The organism is Collinsella sp. AF05-9 (genome assembly GCF_003465595.1).
Classification (GTDB): domain Bacteria; phylum Actinomycetota; class Coriobacteriia; order Coriobacteriales; family Coriobacteriaceae; genus Collinsella.
The window spans coordinates 35,275-51,923 of record NZ_QSBB01000012.1; the positions used below are offsets into that span (position 1 = coordinate 35,275).

Consider the following 16,649-nt stretch of genomic DNA (forward strand, 5'->3'; position numbering starts at 1 on the left):
CGTCCCCCTCAAAAGTGGCAAGGGGATTTACCCCAGACTGAGAGTCGGCATCGCCCTCCTTAGCAGTTATCAGCAGGCTGCCCGTATAAGACTGCTAAGGCTCACCTTCAGGACAGGCAGCCTTGGCCCAAGAAGGGCCACTCAGGCAGGACAGTCCGAGCAGCATCAATACCAGCAAAAGAAAACCCTTAGTTCTTTTCATCTATATCGCCAATATCTCTCGACATTTGTATATTGTGACTATTTTAGATCTATATGGCCAATTTGAGCCCTCACCATGGCAATTGTTGCAGCTGGGTTTCTTTTCATTAAGATTTCACTTTGGTAAATCCCCGCCCCTAAGCATTAAACCCGAAGTCCACCGAGTGGGCCGCCGTTGACGTGGCGATGTTTGGATTGGCGCGCACGCACTCAAAATCGGCAACAAAAAAGCCGCCCGAAGGCGGCTATCTTGTGTAATGGAGCCAGCGACCGGGCTCGAACCGGTGACCCCCGCTTTACGAGAGCGGTGCTCTACCAACTGAGCTACGCTGGCGGCCATATGATGACGCAACTGAGGCGTCAACGGCTGTCTATGATACGGGACATCGCACATCCGCGCAAGTGTTCTGACGGCTTTTCTCACTTTAAATGCACTAATATTGGAGACGTGATGTCTCGCTCTTACGGGTCTCAAACAGAATGGGGCTGCCATGGCTCAACCCAGGATCCTTCTTACACGTATCGACGACCGTTTCATTTACGGGCAAGACGTTGAGCTGTGGAACGAGACTGTGGGTTCCAATCTTATCTAAATCGTCAACGATGAGATCGCGGCAGATTCGCGCCAATGGGCACCCATGAGGGTCGCGGCGCCCGATGGCGTGTGGACGCGGTTTTTCTCGGTACAAAGGACTATCGACATCATTCATACTGCAACGCCGCGCCAATGGATTCTCATCATGGTGGCGTCGCCCACGGATGCACTCGCGCTGGTTAAGGGCGGTGTGCCAATAACCAAGATCAGCATCGGCCATATGCGGGCGAGGGAGGGCAAGCGCTCTGCAACGCCTGCCATTGCCGTAGACGATACGGACATCGCCGCCTTCAAAGAGTTACAAAAGCTCGGCATAGAACTAGAAATCCGCTACCTCCCCAGCTCCAACCCCGACCCCATTCAACTAGTCATCCAAGAACGTCCCCAATGACTAGGTAGAAAAACGCCCGTCGGCGGTGTGCCGGCGGGCGCTGCTGTGCGATATGTCGCGTTGCGGGCTTAGTGCCTCATAAAGTGATATTCGATCACATTGCTATAGGGATGACCCGGGCCCACAATGCCCTGCGGGAATAGCGGCTGGTGCGGCGTGTCGGGGTACATCTCGGCCTCGAGGGCAAAGCCGGCGCCCCAGCCATAGTTGGCATCGTCCTTGGCGTGCTCGTCGCCCAGCCAGTTGCCGGTGTAGAGCTGCACGCCCGGGGCGGTGGTGTAGTAGTCCAGCTCACGGCCGGTCCACATCTCCTCGACGTGCATCGCGCGGCGCAGATTACGGCCGTACTGATAGCCATCGATGCACAGACAGTGATCGTAGCCACGGGCCTGCTTAATCTGCGGATCGTCGGCCTCCATGCCAGGCGCGACGGGGCGCAGCTCGCGAAAGTCAAACGGCGTGCCCTCGACCGGAGCGATCTCGCCGGTGGGGATGTTCTGCTCGTTAATGGGCAGGTAGTGAGCAGCATTAGCAACAAAGAAGTGCTCGCAGTCCATTCCGGCGTTATGGCCGGCAAGGTTAAAGTACGTGTGGTTGGTCATGGACACGTACGTGGCGCAGTCGCTCTCGCAGCCATACTCGATACGAAAGGCGCCGGTGCGCGTCACGGTAAACACGGCCGTAAAGGTGCGGTTACCGGGGAGACCCAGCTCGCCATCCTCAAGCGAGGTGGTCATGCGCACGGCATTGTGGACCTCGTCGAGTTCAACATCCCATACGCGCTTGTGCAGACCATGCTCAAGATCGCTGTGCAGGTTGTTGACGCCTTCGTTGGCCGGCATATGCCAGTCCGTGCCGGCGATGGTGATCGTGGCACCCGCGGTGCGGTTGGCCACGGGGCCGATGGTCGCGCCAAAGCAGGCGGGGTTGTCAAAGTAATCCTCGAGCTTATCAAAGCCCAGCACCACATCGCGTACGTTGCCGGGAATGTCGGGCACATCGATGCCCAGCACGGTGGCGCCATAGTCCATAATGCGAACGCAGATCTCGGGCCCGTTAAGGGTGTAGCGATGAACGGGGGTACCGCACGGCGCGGTGCCGAAAAGCTCGGAAGTGATCATTTGGTTCCTAACATCGAGGTATTCCGACAAACTGTAGCGCGAACAGGCGAGATTATCACTACACCCCACTAAAGCACGGGGTATTTTTCTCAAAAAAGTGATGATTGGAGCTGTGCGGGCGTTCATTTTTGACGCGTACGAGTCTGATACAATTTGTTCGTTACTGTTTGAATGATATGCGCGCAAAGAACGGCGAGGATTCATCGTGATTAAGGCAGAGCGACAGGATAAGGTTCGTCAGCTGCTCGAGGAGCAGGGCACGGTCTCGGTCAAAGAGATTTCGGATGCGTTGGGCGTTTCGGACATGACGATTCGCCGCGACCTCGAAGAACTTGCGAGCCTAGGCGAGATTGAGCGCGTGCACGGCGGAGCCCGCAGTGCACAGGGCCGTCCGCACGCTATGTTGCGCCATGAGTATTCGCACAGCGAAAAGCGCACTAAGCATGCCGAGGAAAAGCTGCAGATTGCGCGCCGTGCTGTGGAGCTTATCGAGGAGGGCTCGACCATCTTTTTGGGCACGGGCACCACGGTTGAGCAGATGGCCTCGATGCTGCCGACGTTTCGCCTGCGCATTGTGACCAATTCGCTTTCGGTGTTTAACCTGCTCGAGGCGCGCGAAGACTGCGAGCTGTGCCTCGTGGGCGGTATGTACCGTCGCCGCACCGCCGCTTTTGTGGGACCAACGGCCGAGGATACCCTGCGCGCGCTGGGCATCGATGCGGCGTTTATCGGCGCCAACGGCATTCTGGATGGCGACGTGTCTACGTCCAACATGGACGAGGGCCGTATCCAGCAGCTCGCTTTTAGCAAGGCAGACTCGCGCTATCTGATCGCCGACTCCAGCAAGATCGGCAAGCGCGACTTCTACACCTTCTGCCGCCTGGACAATTTGGATGCCGTGGTGTGCGAGCCGGGTATTACCGCCGAGGATCGTGCCGCCATCGAGGAACACACGCAGGTCATTTGCTAGCGAGTGCCGCCGTGCTAGACCAGGCGGGCGTAGTCCTGTGACTGGTGAAAGACATGGGCGATATAGATCGCATCGCGCTCAAACTTGTAAAGGCACGCGTAGTTGTTGACGGGAAACGATCGATAATTGCGTGTCGCCAGCTCCCGTGTGTGGGAGAGGGGCCGTAGGAGCGGCTGCTCGCGAAGCAGATCAAGCTGATATTCAAACTCGGCAACAAAATTGCCCGCTGCACGTGGATTCATGAGGATTTGAGCAAGGTATCCGACAATACTCTCGTACTCATATCGTGCGCTTTTGAGTATTACGACGTTATAGGTCATATTTGTCTCGCATCGCGGTCGCGAAGGAGTCGTAGTCGCTGTAGTCGCCTTGCGATATCTCGTCTTCTGCCAGCATCATACGAGACAGCAGCTTGGCTTTGGCGATTTCGTCTTGCATGAGGCGATACTGGTCGCTGCTGATGCAGTGCATGGCCTCGTAGCCGTTCTTAGTTACGGTGACGTCGCGCTCAGACTCAACAAGTGCGGTGAATGTGGCAGTGTCCTTCATGTCTCGGACGGGCACACAGATGGGCATAGGTATCTCCTTCGCATTGGGACATAATTGTACCACGCCGTATCGAATAGTCGGCATCGTTGAATTGTCTTGATCTGTAACAGATAGACGCCCAAAACCGGGTTTAGTGTTACAGATCGAGACGGCTCGGCATAGCATCCGTTATGCGTAAAGCTCGGTATTACTGTATGTCTCAACCATTGCAATGGTCGGTATTTTTGTAGCTATAAGCTCGTTTAAAGCTCGGTATTTTTGTATTATTAGATATATCTGAAGGTCGGTATTTTTGTAAACTAGCACGTAAATTATGCTGAGGTGAGATTATGTTTAAACGGAAGGCATATGATCGTCTGCAGGAGTGGAAAGAACGCTCGCAAGGGCGCACTGCGGTGCTTATTGAGGGTGCAAGACGCGTTGGCAAAACGACGCTCGTCAAGTGCTTCGCGCAAAATGAATACAAGGATTATCTGTACATTGACTTTTCGGCTGCTAGCAAAGCCACGCTCGATATATTTCTGAACCATCGTGAAGATGTCGATCTTTTTTTACGCATGCTTCAGCTGCAGTATGGTAAGGCCCTCGAACCGAGAGAGTCGCTGGTCATTTTTGATGAAGTGCAGCGGTTTCCCATCGCGCGCGAATACATAAAGCATCTTGTAGAAGACGGCAGATTTGATTACATCGAGACAGGCTCTCTTGTCTCCATCAAAAAGAATGTCGATAGCATTGTCATACCGTCAGAGGAAGAAAGGATCCCTCTCGAGCCCCTCGATTTTGAGGAGTATCTTTGGGCGACCGGAAAAGATCTTTATGCAGAAGAGATCCGTAAAGCGCGCGAATCTCGGACCGCGCTTCCGGACGGCGTTCATGCGACGTGCATGAGATTATTTGATGAGTATATGCTTGTCGGTGGTATGCCTCAGTCGGTCGACTCCTTTGTGGCAGAGAATGATTTTAGAGGATGCGACAGGGTTAAACGGCAGATTATCGCACTGTACAGGGAGGACATTGCCAAGTTTGGAGGTTCGGACGCTAGACGTGCGCGGGCGGTTTATGACGATATTCCGGGTCAATTATCTGCGGCAAATAAACGGTTCAAATTTGACAGCTTGGAGAAGGGGTCCCGTTTTGAGACATATGAGTCGGCGTTAATCTGGCTTGAGGATGCGCGACTGATTAACCGTTGCTATTTATGCAGTGATCCGAGCGTGGGTTACCGCCTGCACGAGGACGCGTCTTCGCTTAAATGCTATATGGCGGACACGGGATTGCTCGTGAGCTTGGCGTTTGATGATGGTCCGGACCTTATGGATGTTCATAGAGACATTCAATTTGGAAGAATTTCAATTAATAAAGGAATGCTAACCGAGAACATCGTGGCGCAGCAGCTTAAGAGTCTGGGGCATTCGCTTTTTTATTACAGCTGGCAGGAGCCTTCCAAAACAGAGGGGAGTCGGCCCAGAACGCGTGAAATTGATTTTCTTGTTTCGCGCGGCTTTGAAGACGCGGCTGGAAAACCGCGGGTCACTCCTGTTGAAGTTAAATCTTCCAAATCGTATTCAACAATCTCGCTTGACGATTTCGGCAGACGATTCGAACGACGAGTCGGAGAAGAGATAGTTCTTCACCCAAAACAGCTCAGGGCTGAAGGGCATAGGATATATCTACCTCTGTATATGACGATCTTTATCTGATCGACGGCATGCGGTCCTGTGGCTCATTGAACCGCAGGACCGTGTATCGTTGGGGGTTTATTGTGATAATGCGCGCAAGCTAAGCCGGGGATCGAGTTTTCGGGATATGTCGGTGAAGTTCCGTCACCGCGGACTGGGTGTCCGTGCGCCCGACGAGGTCGTTGCGTGCCTAGAAGCCCCGAGCTCCAGAAGCCGTACGCTTGTTTCGGGCGTGCTGGTCGAATGCTCCAGCGTGAAAGACCTACGGGTGTAGCTTGCTCGGCCTGTTTGTCTCGATCTGTAACAGCTAGGACTGAAAAACTCGGCTACGTGTTACAGGTTGAGATTTTTCGGCTAGGTCTAATCTATTCATCTCGATCTGTAACAGGTGGGGGCGAAATAACCGGCTAACTGTTATAGATTGAGATTGAGAGGATTGGCCGGTACGTTTGTCTCAATCTGTAACAGGTAGACGCCCAAAACCGGGTTTAGTGTTACAGATCGAGACAATTCGGCCCGGCCCACCCCGTTCATCTCGATCTGTAACAGTTGGGGCCGAAACCGCGGGTCAGATGTTACAGATCGAGACAAACGGCTCCTGACCAGCCCAAAAACAAAAAGACCGGGGGCGGCGCGCCGTGTGACGTGTCGCCCCCGGCTGAGAAATGGGGGACAGGATATGTGAGCGGAGCAATTTTGCTCGCCGCAAGCCACTAGTCCAGACGACGGGTCTGCGCCACGTGCTTGTACCAGTAGGCGCTCGCCTTGGGCGTGCGCTTTTGGGTCTCAAAGTCTACGTAGAAGAAGCCGTAGCGCTTGTTGTAGCCGTTGGTCCAGGAGAACTGGTCCTGCAGGCTCCACAGGAAGTAGCCGCCCACGTTGACGCCCACCTCCATGGCCTTAAGCAGCCAGCGCAGGTGCTGCTCGATGTAGTCGATGCGCGGCTGGTCGTCCACAAAGCCGTCCTTGTAGGGGTCCTTGTAGCCCATACCGTTTTCGGTAATGAAAATCTGCTTGTAGTTGGGGTAGCGCTGTTTAATGTAGACGAGCAGATCGAACAGACCCTCGGGATAGATGATCCAGTCCCAGTCGGTGGTGGGGATGCCGGGCTTGTTCACATGCTCGCCAATGCCCTTGACGCGCCAGCGGCCGGTACCCTTCTCGCCCGTGCCGTTGTGGTGCAGGTCGTTCTCGCCGTCGTAGGCCTTGAGGAAACGGCACTGGTAGTTGTTGACACCCAGGTAGTCGTTGTAGAGCGCGGCCTCGCGCATAATCTCGAGGTCCTTGTCCAGGATCTCGATGGTGCCGCCCGAGACGGCAGCCAGGCGGTTGGCGCACTCGAGGGTGTCGGGGGCATAGTCGCCGCGGAAGGTGGCGTCAAGCAGGAACTGGTTTTGCAGCACGTGCTCGTTGTTGGCGGCCTTGATGTCGGCGGGGTCGTTCTCGTTGAGCGGGTACTTGAACTCCAACGACTGAATGACGCCGATCTTGCCCTTAAAGCCGCCGTTGTGGAAGGCCAGCACAGCCTTGGCGTGGGCAAGCATCATGTTGTGCTCGCATTGGAAGGCCTCGGCCAGATGAGCTTTGACGCCGCCGGGGAAGGTGCCCTCGATGTAGGTGTTGGAGGCGTCAGCCCAGATCTCGTTAAAGGTGAACCAATAGGTCACCTGGTCAGCGTATTCCTTAAAGCAGAAGGTGGCAAAGTCCACAAAGGCGTCGATGGTCTCGCGATTGAGGAAGTCGCCCTTCTCAAAGAGGGGCAGCGGCGTGTCAAAGTGATGCAGCGTGACAAACGGCTCAACGTGGTGCTTGTGGCACTCGGCAAAGAGATCGTGGTAGAACTGCACGCCCTCGGGGTTTACCTTGCCAGTACCCTCGGGGAAGATACGGCTCCAGGCGATGGAGAGGCGGATGCCGTTGATGCCGAACTCCTCGCACAGCTCCAGATCGACGGGGTACTGGTTGTAGAAGTCGGAGGCGGGGTCGGGGGAGAAACGGCCCTGGGCCTCCAGGAAGTCGTCCCAGGCGACCTTGCCCTTTCCGTGGGTGCGGGTCTCGCCTTCTACCTGGTAGGCAGCGGTGGCGCCGCCAAAGACAAAGTCCTCGGGAAACTGCGCGGGCGGGTTGGTGACGCTGGCAGGGTTAACGGACATGATGATCCAATCGTTTAAATCGAAGGGCCAGCCGGTCTTGGATAGTCGGCTGGCCCTAAGCGTTACTTACTTCGACAGCTGCTCGCTCACAAAGGCGAGAGACTTGTCGCCGTTCTGGGAGAGCTCGATGTATTGCTTACCGCGGCAGGCGACGCACTTGTTGCCCACGCGCTCGCAGTCCTTCTGCAGGTCGGCCAGGTAGCTGGCGGCCTGCGGGGCCAGGACGACCAGGTCAAAGTCGGGAAGCATGTCCACGTGGTTGCCATAGGCATCGGCGGCGGTCTCAAGATCGATGCCGCGCTCCTTGGCGGCCTTGGCCAGTGCGTTGGCGAGCAGGCCCGAAGTGCCGCCGCCCTGGCAGAGCACGAGTACGCGCTTGCCGTTGAGGTCGCTGGCGGCCGTAGCTTCGGTGGCGGCAGCAGCGGGGACAGCGTCGGTCTTTACGACCTCGGCAGCGGCGCCGGCGGCAACACTCTTGGCGTCGGCCTTACCCTGGAAGGCGTCGTTGAGCTTGGCGGCCTTCTCGGCGTTCTTGGCGGCGAGCTCCTCCTGGGAGATCTCGGCCTCCTCGGCGCACTTCTGGGCGTCATAGGCACGGAAGAACGGGTAGTACAGGGCAAAGTCGATGACTAGGATGATGGCGAGCATCACAAAGGCGAGCGGCTGGAAGCCCAGGCCCATGATGGTGCCGATGGGGCCGGGGACGGTCCAGGGCAGGGTGTACATAAAGCCGTTCATGCCCAAGAAGTCGATAAAGACCTTGAGGATCCAGATGTTGGCGATCGGGGCAAAGACAAACGGGACAAAGAAGACGGGGTTGAGCACGATAGGCGCGGCGAACAGCAGCGGCTCGTTGACGGCAAAGCACACGGGGACGATGGCTGCTTTGCCGACGGCGCGCATCTCCTGGGACTTGGCCAGGAAGCAGAACATAAAGACCAGGACGAGCGTGGCGCCGGTGCCGCCCATGCAGACGACGAAGTACTGGGCTCCCTGCGTCAGGACGGCGGTGGCGTGCTCGCCGGCCTGGAATGCAGCCAGGTTGTCGGTCATGTTGGCAACGAGAGCGGCGGCGATGGCGGGCTCGACGATCGAGGGGCCGTGGACGCCGACGAACCAGAAGAGGCTCATAGCGCCGTAGATCACAGCGAGGCCGATATAGCCGTCGGCGGCGGTGAACAGGGGCTGGAACACCTGGATGACGCCCTGGGCAAAGCAGAAGCCAAAGGCAGCGCGGAAGACGATGTCAAAGACCCAAAAGACGGTGATGCAGACGGAGAAGGGGATGATGTCCTTAAAGGTCTGCGAGATGTTGGGCGGAACCTGCTCGGGCATCTTGACGGTGATGTTGCGCTTAATGAAGAACTTGTAGATGATGCCGGTCACAAACGCAGCGATAAAGGCGGTCAACAGGCCTTTGGAACCAAGGTAGGTGGTGTTGAAGCCGCTGGCAGCATCCGTGGCGATCGTGTCGCTCGAAAGGAGCAAGAAGCCGATGATGGCTGCGCACATGCACGAGATGAAGTTGATCTGGTTGTTCTTGGGTAGATCGCGGTTCTGGGCGTCGGCGAAGTGCTTGGCCGTGGTGGCGGCGCAGGCGATGGCCAGAATGCCCATGGAGTAGTTGTAGCACTTCCACAGGGCGTTGTTGATGTCATCGGGCCAGTAGAAACCCCAGATGTTGGGGACCGAGGCTACCAGGCAGAAGATGGACGAGAAGATGATGATGGGGATGACGGAGATAAAGCCGTCGCGGATCGCCTTGAGGTACTTGTTGCGGGCGATCGCGTTGAAAAAGGGCTGGCCCTTTTCGATGATGGCGATGAGTTGCTCCATGCAATGCTCCTAAGAGTCGGTGGGTTAGCAACGATGGTAGCTTTTGACGTTCGGTTGCCAAAATGTTGACGTTGCCATTTTGCGGCACAAAAAAAGACGCGAACCGGTGGCCCTTGTGCCTGTGGACCGTCGATTCCTTGCGCGTAAACGTTTGAGCCGCCCGGTGGCTCTGTGTTTGCACAATGGCAACGTTAACATTTGGGCGACAAAAGCCGCTCGGGGAAGCAGAGTTGTCGGTGAACGGTAGGTTTTGGGTGGTAAGCGTATCGTTGGGGAGGCGTTGGATATACTTAAAGGTGTTCAAAATGACTGCGCAGGATGTCTTCAATGGCATCGTTGACATAGAAAGATCGACCTATGGCCGCTGTTAAAAAATCGGTTTCCGTTAAGGACGTGGCGCGTCTCGCGGGCGTCTCGGAGCAGACAGTCTCGCGTACGGTGCACGATTCGCCCAGCGTGCGCCTCGAGACCAAGGAGCGCGTGCGCGCCGCCATGCGCGAGCTGGGGTATCGCCCCAATTTTGCCGGTCGATCGCTGCGCCGCGGCAAGTTTAAGACCGTCGGCGTCGCCATGTTCAACATTACCGGCACCGGCAACCTCGACCGTATGGAGGGCTTTGCCGCCGCGGCCGACAAACATGGCTATGCCATCACCCTCACTAAAGTAGACGGGCATCCGTATACCCTCGAGAGCGCATCGTCGCGCATGAGCGCGCTGCCGGTGGATGGCATGGTTGTGATCATGAATCGCATGCCGGCGGACTTTGGCACCTTCGAGCCGCTGCCCGGTATGCAGACGGTGCTCGTTACCATGCTGGAGCACCCGCTCTGTTCAACAGTCGATAACGACCAGTTCGATTGCTCGCGCCAGGTGGTCGAGTACCTGCTGGAGCAGGGGCACAAGACCGTGCACTTTATCTCGTGCCCCGAGCGCTCGCTTTCGGGCATGCGTCGCGAGGAGGGCTGGCGCGAGACATTGCGCGCGCATGGTATTGAGCCGCCGCGACTCGTCCGTGGCGATTGGACGGCACAGAGCGGATATGCCGCCGGCCAGGTGCTTGCGGACGATTCGAACTGCACAGCCATTTATGCTTCCAACGATGCCATGGCCTACGGCTGCATTCGCGGGCTCGAGTCGCGCGGGAAGCACGTGCCCCAGGACGTAAGCGTGGTGGGTGTTGACGATAGTTTGGGCGATATCGTGCCCGATCGTCGCCTGACTACGGTGCGCTTTGACAACAAGCGCGTCGGCATGTGGGCGGTCGACAAGATTGCCGGCGCCGAGGGCGCTGCACCCGGTGTGGAGCACATGCTGTTTCCGGGTGTGCTCGTCGAGGGCGATACGGTGCGCGATATACGCTAGGGTGCGGACCTGTTTGGGTTGCCGCTAATTGTGTTTGAGAATGTTCAGATTGGTTTAAAAACCGTTCACGGGTGAAAAGCAACCGTTCATAGCTCGAAATTACGTTTTGCGCTGTTCTTTTTTGTTTGAATGTTAATGTTCCTGCCATACACAGCGCAGCGCGTATGCCCGGACGCGATGCTCTCCGTTGGTTCATATGTGAAAGGAACGCAATATGGCAACCAAAGAAGAAATCTCGATGGTTGGATTTGAGATTGTCGCATACGCGGGCGACGCCCAGACCGATCTGCTTGCAGCGCTCGATGCTGCTCGCGAGGGTGATTTTGAGAAGGCCGAGCAGCTGCACAAGGATGCCAGCGATGCACTTATCGGCGCCCACGACACGCAGACCAAGCTGCTTTCGCAGGAGGCCGGCGGCGGCGAGATGGAGATGACCTTCATCATGGCTCACGCTCAGGACACTCTCATGACCACCATGATCCTGGAGAAGCAGACCCGCTTTACCATCGATGCCTATAAGCGCATCGCCGCACTCGAGGCTAAGCTCGCCTAACGAGCTCTCACAACCAAGTCCCCTTCCAAAAGCTCTGCCGCTACCCGCGGCAGGGCTTTTCTGTTTACCCGGCACTTGGGGACGTTCCTTATCTGCCGGCAGTTTGGGACACTCCTGCCATGCATTCGATCCTTTGAGGATGGAAGAAACCGGGTCATTAGGTTTGCTGCGGTGCCGACTCGGTCTGTCGGTTACAAAACTATGCCGGTTTACTACGATGAATCGCATTCTTTCAACTATGGAAAGAACAGCGTTATCAAAGCCGCAGGTAGAAAGCTTGTCATTTTCTGCTAATAGCAAATGTGGTCGGTCCTATCGGTTTTATCGTAGTAAACCGGCATAGTTTTGAAATGGCACTATTCGACTAGCAGCGTTATGGAGCTTCTGCACGCCCTCCCGTTCGGTTTTTCGATGGGTGGGTATACTTTCCACCGCAATACAGGCCGGAATGAGGAGGCATCCAAATGCCGGATAACGGGTCAATACAAAAAAGAGACGCGCACGAGATGGCTCATGGGCGTCCTGTCCAGATAACCGAGCACACGACGGTAACCGAGCTGCAGCCCAGCCTGTCCGATGTCGTGTGCGCAAACAAAAAGCTGCAGATTGGCTTTATCGTTGCACTCGTGGTACTGGCGCTGCTGTCGGGCTTTGTGGCTCGTCCGCATTTTGCCGATACCAAAACATGGGACTCCACCATCGAGGTCATCGACCAAAAGAAGGGCAACGTTTTGGCGCTCACGACCTCGTGCGTGGCGCTGTCTGCGGGCATTACCGCGCTGCCGGGTGATACGGGAACGCCGGTTGCCGAGCAGCTCGCGCAGCTTTCGGGTAACTTGGGCATCGTGCTTGCCGTGCTCTACCTAGAGAAATATTTGCTCACGATTTTGTGGTCGGTTGGCTTGGGCATCTTAATCCCGTTTGCGCTGGTGCTCTTTGCGGTCTCGCTTGGCATTCACGGACGCTGGAGCACGAGCGCTGTCCTGCGCCGCGTGGCGACCCGCGTGCTGGTGGTTGCCGTGATCGGCATGGCCTTGGTGCCTGCAAGCGTATGGGTGTCGCAAAAGGTCGACGAGACGTATCGGGTGAGCATCGAAGCGGCCGAGCAAAAGGCGGCCGACGCTGCGGGTGCGGCAGACGGCAATAGCTCCAAAACGAGCAAGAAAAAGTCCGAGTCCACAGAATCCAAGAACGTGCTTGAGCAGCTTGCCGACGGTGCCTCGGGTCTTGTCGCGTCGGTGACCAACGGCGCCAAACAGATGACCGATGAGATTGTGCAACAGGTGACCGATCTGATCGAAGGCGTCATCGTGATGATTGTGACTTCGTGCGTTATTCCATTGCTGGTGCTCGCGGCGTTTCTGTGGCTGGGGCACACGCTGCTGGGGATCGATATTTCCGGCCCGGCGAACTATTTAACGGGACGTTTTCTGAGCGCTCCGTCCAAACATGCCAAGAAGAGCGGGCAGTCTGAGTAGGCGGCAAAGCGATCTTTGGAAGATCAACCGTAAGAAGGGCGGCCGAGACACGTTCTCGGCCGCCCTTTTGTTTGTTGAACACATGGTCGCTACGTCTGCGCCGGGCTCAAACGGTCGGCAATCAACCGTAAACGGTATTTGTTCAAAAAAGAACAAAGTTAAACAAATAATGGTTGCAACCTATGTTCGAATGTGTTCAAATAAACATGAACAGTGAAGAACCGCACATTCAGATGCCCGGACCTGAGCGCGATTCAACACTTCCAAACAGAAACTACGCACCTGCGTATCTCTCAAGGAGGATGTCATGAGGGTTGTAATCGCTTCCGATGCCGACGGTATGTCGATGAAGGAGTCCATCAAGGAGATGCTCATCGCTGACGGTCACGAGGTCGTCGACTATTCCGAGACCCCTGCTGCGGACTTTGTCGATTCCGCGACCGCCGTTGCCAAGGACCTGCTGGAGCACAAGGATTCCCAGGGCTTCGCATTCGATAAGTACGGCGTCGGCTCCTATATGGCCGCCGTCAAGATCAAGGGCATGGTCGTCGCCAACATTTCCGACGAGCGTTCCGCCTACATGACCCGCGAGCACAACGGCTCGCGCATGGTCACCATGGGCCCGGGCGTTGTGGGCACCGAGGTCGCCAAGAAGATCGCCCGCGAGTTCCTGCGCGCCCAGTACGCCGGCGGCCGTCACCAGATCCGTGTCGACATGCTCAACAAGATGGCCTAACGAGAGCCACCGAGAACTCGAACTTCTATCTCAACTTGTGAATTCAGACGAAAGGACGTTCTGATGAAGAAGACCATCGCAATCGGTTGCGACCATATCGTTACGGACGAGAAGATCTATCTGGCCGACCGCCTGGAGCAGGCTGGCTACAAGGTGCTCGACTGCGGCACCTACAGCCACACCCGTACGCACTATCCCATCTACGGTAAGGCCGTGGGCGAGGCTGTTGCCAGCGGCAAGGCCGACTTTGGCGTGGCCCTGTGCGGCACCGGCATCGGCATCACCAACGCCGTCAACAAGGTTCCCGGCGCTCGCTGCGCCCTGGTTCGCGACATGACCTCTGCCCTGTATGCCCGTCGCGAGCTCAACGCCAACATCGTGGGCTTTGGCGGCAAGATCACCGGCGAGTTCCTGATGGCCGATATCATGCTTGCCTTCCTGGAGGAGCCCTACGAGAAGACTCCCGAGCACGACGCCCTGATTGCCAAGATCGACGCCTGCAATAAGGCCGACGCCGAGGCTCAGGCTGACCCGCACTTCTTTGACGAGTTCCTCGAGAAGTGGGACCGCGGCGAGTATCACGACTAAGGGGGTTCCGGCGTTTTAACAAACGCCGGACCGGTCGACGCTGCGAAGCCATCTGGCGGGCAATCTGCCGCTCAGCTTCGACGGCATGACCAGAAGGTCAATGCCGTCTCGCTTCACGGCACCTTGCCTCGCCAGCTGGCTTCTCGCTGATGTCTGAGTGACCTGTGGGGTTACCGCTGTTGTTGCGAAGCGTTCTGGTATGGCAAGTTGCTCCGATAACACGTTTGCTTGCTTGGCTTGAGTGCTTCGTTTTGGCGGCCCCCGGCATTCTGCAGCTTTTCAATTGACGGCTCGCGTTTCTGTGAGGGGGCGCGGGCCGGTTTTCTATCAGCCCCACTGACTTGGCGGGCTGTCGTAAGAAAGGGAAGGCTCCTATGGAGTTTGTTCTTGATAACGGTTCTATCCGCGTAGCACTGAGCACGGCTGGCGGATCGTTCACTTCTATTGCGGCCAACGGCCGTGAGTACCTGTGGCAGGGTGACCCGGCGGTCTGGTCGGGCCAGGCACCCATTTGTTTCCCGATCTGCGGCGGCCTTCGCGACGGTCACGCAATGACCATGGGCGGCCGCGAGGTTAGGCTCGCCCGCCACGGCTTTGCGCGCAAACAGGAGTGGAAGCTCGAGGAACAGAGCGACAACATGGTTGCACTGAGCCTAAGCTCTGCCGACCATGCCGAGCTGCTCGAGCAGTACCCGTATCCGTTTAAGATCGTTGCTCGTTACACGATCGATGCGGCAAAGGTGGCCGTGTCGTACGAGGTGACCAATGAGGGCACCGAGGACATGCCGTTCTTTGTGGGTGGCCACCCCGGCTTTAAGTGCCCGCTCGACGAGGACGAGTCCTATGACGACTATGAGCTTCGTTTTGATCAGCGTGAGGCCGCCGAGCTCTGTACTGCCGTTCCCTCGACGGGCCTGATTGATGTTGGGCATCGCAGTAAGAACCCCATGATCGACCAGAACCTGCCGCTTGCCCACGAACTCTTCGACTTCGCGGAGACCATCTTTGACGTGCTCGAGAGCCGCGTGGTTACGCTGACCAAGAAAACCGAGGACAAGGGCGTGCGCCTGACGTTCCCCGATATGCCATACCTGATTGTGTGGAGCAAGCCCGAGGGTGACTTTGTGGCCGTGGAACCGTGGGGCGGCCTGTCTACCTGCTCCGATGAGGACGATATTCTGGAGCACAAGCGTGGCTGCCTGGTTGCCAAGCCGGGGGAGACCGTCATTCGCGGTTTTGAGATCGAGATCCTTTAACGAGTTATCGTATGTTTGGGGCGGGTCATGCCGCCCCGGAACAGGAGTTCAATATGATTCTGACCGTCACCATGAACCCGTCGATTGATACGCGCTATCAGCTCGACAAGCTGATCATTGACGACGTTAACCGCGTCACGCCCGAAAAGACCGCTGGCGGCAAGGGCCTCAACGTGAGCCGTGTGCTGCTGCAACTGGGAGACGACGTGCTCGCGACTGGTCTGCTTGGCGGCCACATGGGTGCCTATATGGCCGAGCTTATGGATGCCGACGGCGTCAAGAACGACTTTGTGCCCATCGCCGGTGAGACGCGCATTTGCCTGAATATTCTGCACGAGGGTAATCAGACCGAGCTGCTGGAGAGCGGCCCGCAGATCGCCCCGGCCGAGCTCGAGGCCTTTACGGCCAAGTTCGCCGAGCTCGCGGCGAAGGCGGACGTTGTGACGCTTTCGGGCTCGCTGCCGCGTGGCGTCGATGCCGGCTACTATGCCGAGCTCGTCAAGATCGCCGAGGAGGCGGGCGCCAAGGTGCTGCTCGACACCTCGGGTGCATCGCTGGAGGCAGCGCTGGAGTCCGACGCTAAGCCCGAGCTCGTAAAGCCCAACCTGACCGAGATTAACGGCCTACTGGGTACGTCCTTTACGACCGATGATGTCGATGCCCTGCGCGAGGCGCTTGCCGCCGATGGCCGCTTTGCCGGTATTCCCTGGGTTGTCGTTTCGATGGGCGCTGCCGGTTCGGTGGGCTTCCATGAGGGTCGCGCGTTCCGCGCCAAGACGCCCGCGATTGCGGCTGTGAACGCAACGGGTTCCGGCGACTCGACCATCGCCGGTTTTGCGCATGCCATTGCTGCTGGTGCCGACGACGTCACGGTGCTCAAGACCGCCAATACCTGCGGTAAGCTCAACGCCATGGATCCCAAGACCGGCCACCTGATCATGGACCGCTGGGACGAGATCTACAGCAACGTTGAGGTCGTAGAGTTGTAGCGGTTGCGACTCCTAATAGAATGATCGTGGATAATCTCCCGCTTTTGGTGCCCATACGAGTTCAAAGTGGGGGATTTTCCACGCTCGAGTCATTAGTTGTTGGGGACGTTCTTGTTTGACTAGTCGTTTAAGAACGTCCCCATTACAGTCGAAATTGTCAGCCCGGGCCCGTCTCGAGCTACGATTGAGGCG

The 16,649-nt window shown here is 57.1% G+C and carries 16 protein-coding genes and 1 tRNA gene; 11 read left to right on the forward strand and 6 right to left on the reverse strand.

The features are described from left to right. Positions 1 to 459: 459 nt before the first annotated feature. Positions 460 to 535 (reverse strand) — tRNA-Thr (locus tag DWV43_RS05280). A gap of 259 nt (positions 536 to 794) precedes the next feature. On the opposite strand from DWV43_RS05280, the gene DWV43_RS05285 reads away from it, so the two are divergent. Further along, complete coding sequence (locus DWV43_RS05285) at positions 795 to 1,187, forward strand: PTS sugar transporter subunit IIB (protein ID WP_304650757.1); 393 nt, start codon at positions 795 to 797, stop codon at positions 1,185 to 1,187. A gap of 68 nt (positions 1,188 to 1,255) precedes the next feature. Here DWV43_RS05285 and DWV43_RS05290 read toward each other — a convergent pair whose 3' ends face one another. Further along, a complete protein-coding gene (locus tag DWV43_RS05290) occupies positions 1,256 to 2,308 on the reverse strand; it encodes an aldose epimerase family protein (RefSeq protein ID WP_158569829.1) in 1,053 nt (350 codons plus the stop codon). Positions 2,309 to 2,513: 205 nt separating this feature from the next. Between DWV43_RS05290 and DWV43_RS05295 the strand changes: the two genes are divergently transcribed. Continuing rightward, positions 2,514 to 3,278: a DeoR/GlpR family DNA-binding transcription regulator gene (locus tag DWV43_RS05295; RefSeq protein ID WP_117817235.1), complete on the forward strand. Its 765-nt coding sequence runs from the start codon at positions 2,514 to 2,516 to the stop codon at positions 3,276 to 3,278. 14 nt (positions 3,279 to 3,292) lie between these two features. Here DWV43_RS05295 and DWV43_RS05300 read toward each other — a convergent pair whose 3' ends face one another. Further along, positions 3,293 to 3,598, reverse strand: a complete 306-nt coding sequence (locus DWV43_RS05300) for a type II toxin-antitoxin system RelE/ParE family toxin (protein WP_117817234.1) — start codon at positions 3,596 to 3,598, stop codon at positions 3,293 to 3,295. Next, complete coding sequence (locus DWV43_RS05305; protein ID WP_117817233.1) at positions 3,588 to 3,854, reverse strand: type II toxin-antitoxin system Phd/YefM family antitoxin; 267 nt, start codon at positions 3,852 to 3,854, stop codon at positions 3,588 to 3,590. The genes DWV43_RS05300 and DWV43_RS05305 overlap by 11 nt, the downstream gene beginning before the upstream one ends. Positions 3,855 to 4,156: 302 nt before the next feature. Between DWV43_RS05305 and DWV43_RS05310 the strand changes: the two genes are divergently transcribed. Both DWV43_RS05310 and DWV43_RS10170 read left to right on the forward strand, forming a co-directional pair. Then, positions 4,157 to 5,527 carry an ATP-binding protein gene (locus DWV43_RS05310; protein WP_117817232.1) on the forward strand — a complete coding sequence of 457 codons (1,371 nt, stop codon included), beginning with the start codon at positions 4,157 to 4,159 and terminating at the stop codon, positions 5,525 to 5,527. A 112-nt stretch (positions 5,528 to 5,639) separates the two neighbouring features. Continuing rightward, positions 5,640 to 5,780, forward strand: coding sequence for a hypothetical protein (locus DWV43_RS10170; RefSeq protein WP_158551494.1), 141 nt, complete (start codon positions 5,640 to 5,642; stop codon positions 5,778 to 5,780). Positions 5,781 to 6,219: 439 nt separating this feature from the next. Here DWV43_RS10170 and lacG read toward each other — a convergent pair whose 3' ends face one another. Then, complete coding sequence (lacG, locus tag DWV43_RS05315; RefSeq protein ID WP_117797501.1) at positions 6,220 to 7,659, reverse strand: 6-phospho-beta-galactosidase; 1,440 nt, start codon at positions 7,657 to 7,659, stop codon at positions 6,220 to 6,222. A 66-nt stretch (positions 7,660 to 7,725) separates the two neighbouring features. Next, positions 7,726 to 9,495: a lactose/cellobiose PTS transporter subunit IIB gene (locus tag DWV43_RS05320; protein WP_117817231.1), complete on the reverse strand. Its 1,770-nt coding sequence runs from the start codon at positions 9,493 to 9,495 to the stop codon at positions 7,726 to 7,728. A gap of 357 nt (positions 9,496 to 9,852) precedes the next feature. Here DWV43_RS05320 and DWV43_RS05325 point away from each other — a divergent pair, with 357 nt between their 5' ends. The 7 genes from DWV43_RS05325 to DWV43_RS05355 all read left to right on the forward strand — a co-directional run bounded on the left by DWV43_RS05325 (position 9,853) and on the right by DWV43_RS05355 (position 16,457). After that, entirely contained in the window at positions 9,853 to 10,857 is a 1,005-nt protein-coding gene (locus DWV43_RS05325; protein WP_117629880.1) for a LacI family DNA-binding transcriptional regulator, read from the forward strand. A 214-nt stretch (positions 10,858 to 11,071) separates the two neighbouring features. Then, positions 11,072 to 11,410, forward strand: coding sequence for a PTS lactose/cellobiose transporter subunit IIA (locus DWV43_RS05330; protein ID WP_089572387.1), 339 nt, complete (start codon positions 11,072 to 11,074; stop codon positions 11,408 to 11,410). Between the two features lie 506 nt (positions 11,411 to 11,916). Next, positions 11,917 to 12,888 carry a hypothetical protein gene (locus tag DWV43_RS05335; protein WP_117629879.1) on the forward strand — a complete coding sequence of 324 codons (972 nt, stop codon included), beginning with the start codon at positions 11,917 to 11,919 and terminating at the stop codon, positions 12,886 to 12,888. Positions 12,889 to 13,195: 307 nt separating this feature from the next. After that, the gene (gene lacA, locus DWV43_RS05340) at positions 13,196 to 13,624 is read left to right on the forward strand and encodes a galactose-6-phosphate isomerase subunit LacA (RefSeq protein WP_006234830.1); all 429 of its coding nucleotides are present in this window, start codon (positions 13,196 to 13,198) and stop codon (positions 13,622 to 13,624) included. Positions 13,625 to 13,687: 63 nt separating this feature from the next. Further along, positions 13,688 to 14,212 (forward strand): galactose-6-phosphate isomerase subunit LacB, encoded by a 525-nt coding sequence (gene lacB, locus DWV43_RS05345; RefSeq protein WP_006234831.1) that lies wholly within the window; start codon positions 13,688 to 13,690, stop codon positions 14,210 to 14,212. Between the two features lie 374 nt (positions 14,213 to 14,586). Then, positions 14,587 to 15,468, forward strand: coding sequence for an aldose 1-epimerase family protein (locus DWV43_RS05350; RefSeq protein WP_117817230.1), 882 nt, complete (start codon positions 14,587 to 14,589; stop codon positions 15,466 to 15,468). A 53-nt stretch (positions 15,469 to 15,521) separates the two neighbouring features. Continuing rightward, positions 15,522 to 16,457, forward strand: coding sequence for a hexose kinase (locus tag DWV43_RS05355; RefSeq protein WP_117629913.1), 936 nt, complete (start codon positions 15,522 to 15,524; stop codon positions 16,455 to 16,457). Positions 16,458 to 16,649 lie beyond the last annotated feature (192 nt).

What these genes read in the sequence shown, in the direction of transcription:
- DWV43_RS05290 (WP_158569829.1), bottom strand. Translation starts at nt 2,308, where the DNA reads ATGATCACTTCCGAGCTTTTCGGCACCGCGCCGTGCGGTACCCCCGTT.
- DWV43_RS05300 (WP_117817234.1), bottom strand. Translation starts at nt 3,598, where the DNA reads ATGACCTATAACGTCGTAATACTCAAAAGCGCACGATATGAGTACGAG.
- DWV43_RS05305 (WP_117817233.1), bottom strand. Translation starts at nt 3,854, where the DNA reads ATGCCCATCTGTGTGCCCGTCCGAGACATGAAGGACACTGCCACATTC.
- DWV43_RS05310 (WP_117817232.1), top strand. Translation starts at nt 4,157, where the DNA reads ATGTTTAAACGGAAGGCATATGATCGTCTGCAGGAGTGGAAAGAACGC.
- lacG (WP_117797501.1), bottom strand. Translation starts at nt 7,659, where the DNA reads ATGTCCGTTAACCCTGCCAGCGTCACCAACCCGCCCGCGCAGTTTCCC.
- DWV43_RS05320 (WP_117817231.1), bottom strand. Translation starts at nt 9,495, where the DNA reads ATGGAGCAACTCATCGCCATCATCGAAAAGGGCCAGCCCTTTTTCAAC.
- DWV43_RS05325 (WP_117629880.1), top strand. Translation starts at nt 9,853, where the DNA reads ATGGCCGCTGTTAAAAAATCGGTTTCCGTTAAGGACGTGGCGCGTCTC.
- DWV43_RS05330 (WP_089572387.1), top strand. Translation starts at nt 11,072, where the DNA reads ATGGCAACCAAAGAAGAAATCTCGATGGTTGGATTTGAGATTGTCGCA.
- DWV43_RS05335 (WP_117629879.1), top strand. Translation starts at nt 11,917, where the DNA reads ATGGCTCATGGGCGTCCTGTCCAGATAACCGAGCACACGACGGTAACC.
- lacA (WP_006234830.1), top strand. Translation starts at nt 13,196, where the DNA reads ATGAGGGTTGTAATCGCTTCCGATGCCGACGGTATGTCGATGAAGGAG.
- lacB (WP_006234831.1), top strand. Translation starts at nt 13,688, where the DNA reads ATGAAGAAGACCATCGCAATCGGTTGCGACCATATCGTTACGGACGAG.
- DWV43_RS05350 (WP_117817230.1), top strand. Translation starts at nt 14,587, where the DNA reads ATGGAGTTTGTTCTTGATAACGGTTCTATCCGCGTAGCACTGAGCACG.
- DWV43_RS05355 (WP_117629913.1), top strand. Translation starts at nt 15,522, where the DNA reads ATGATTCTGACCGTCACCATGAACCCGTCGATTGATACGCGCTATCAG.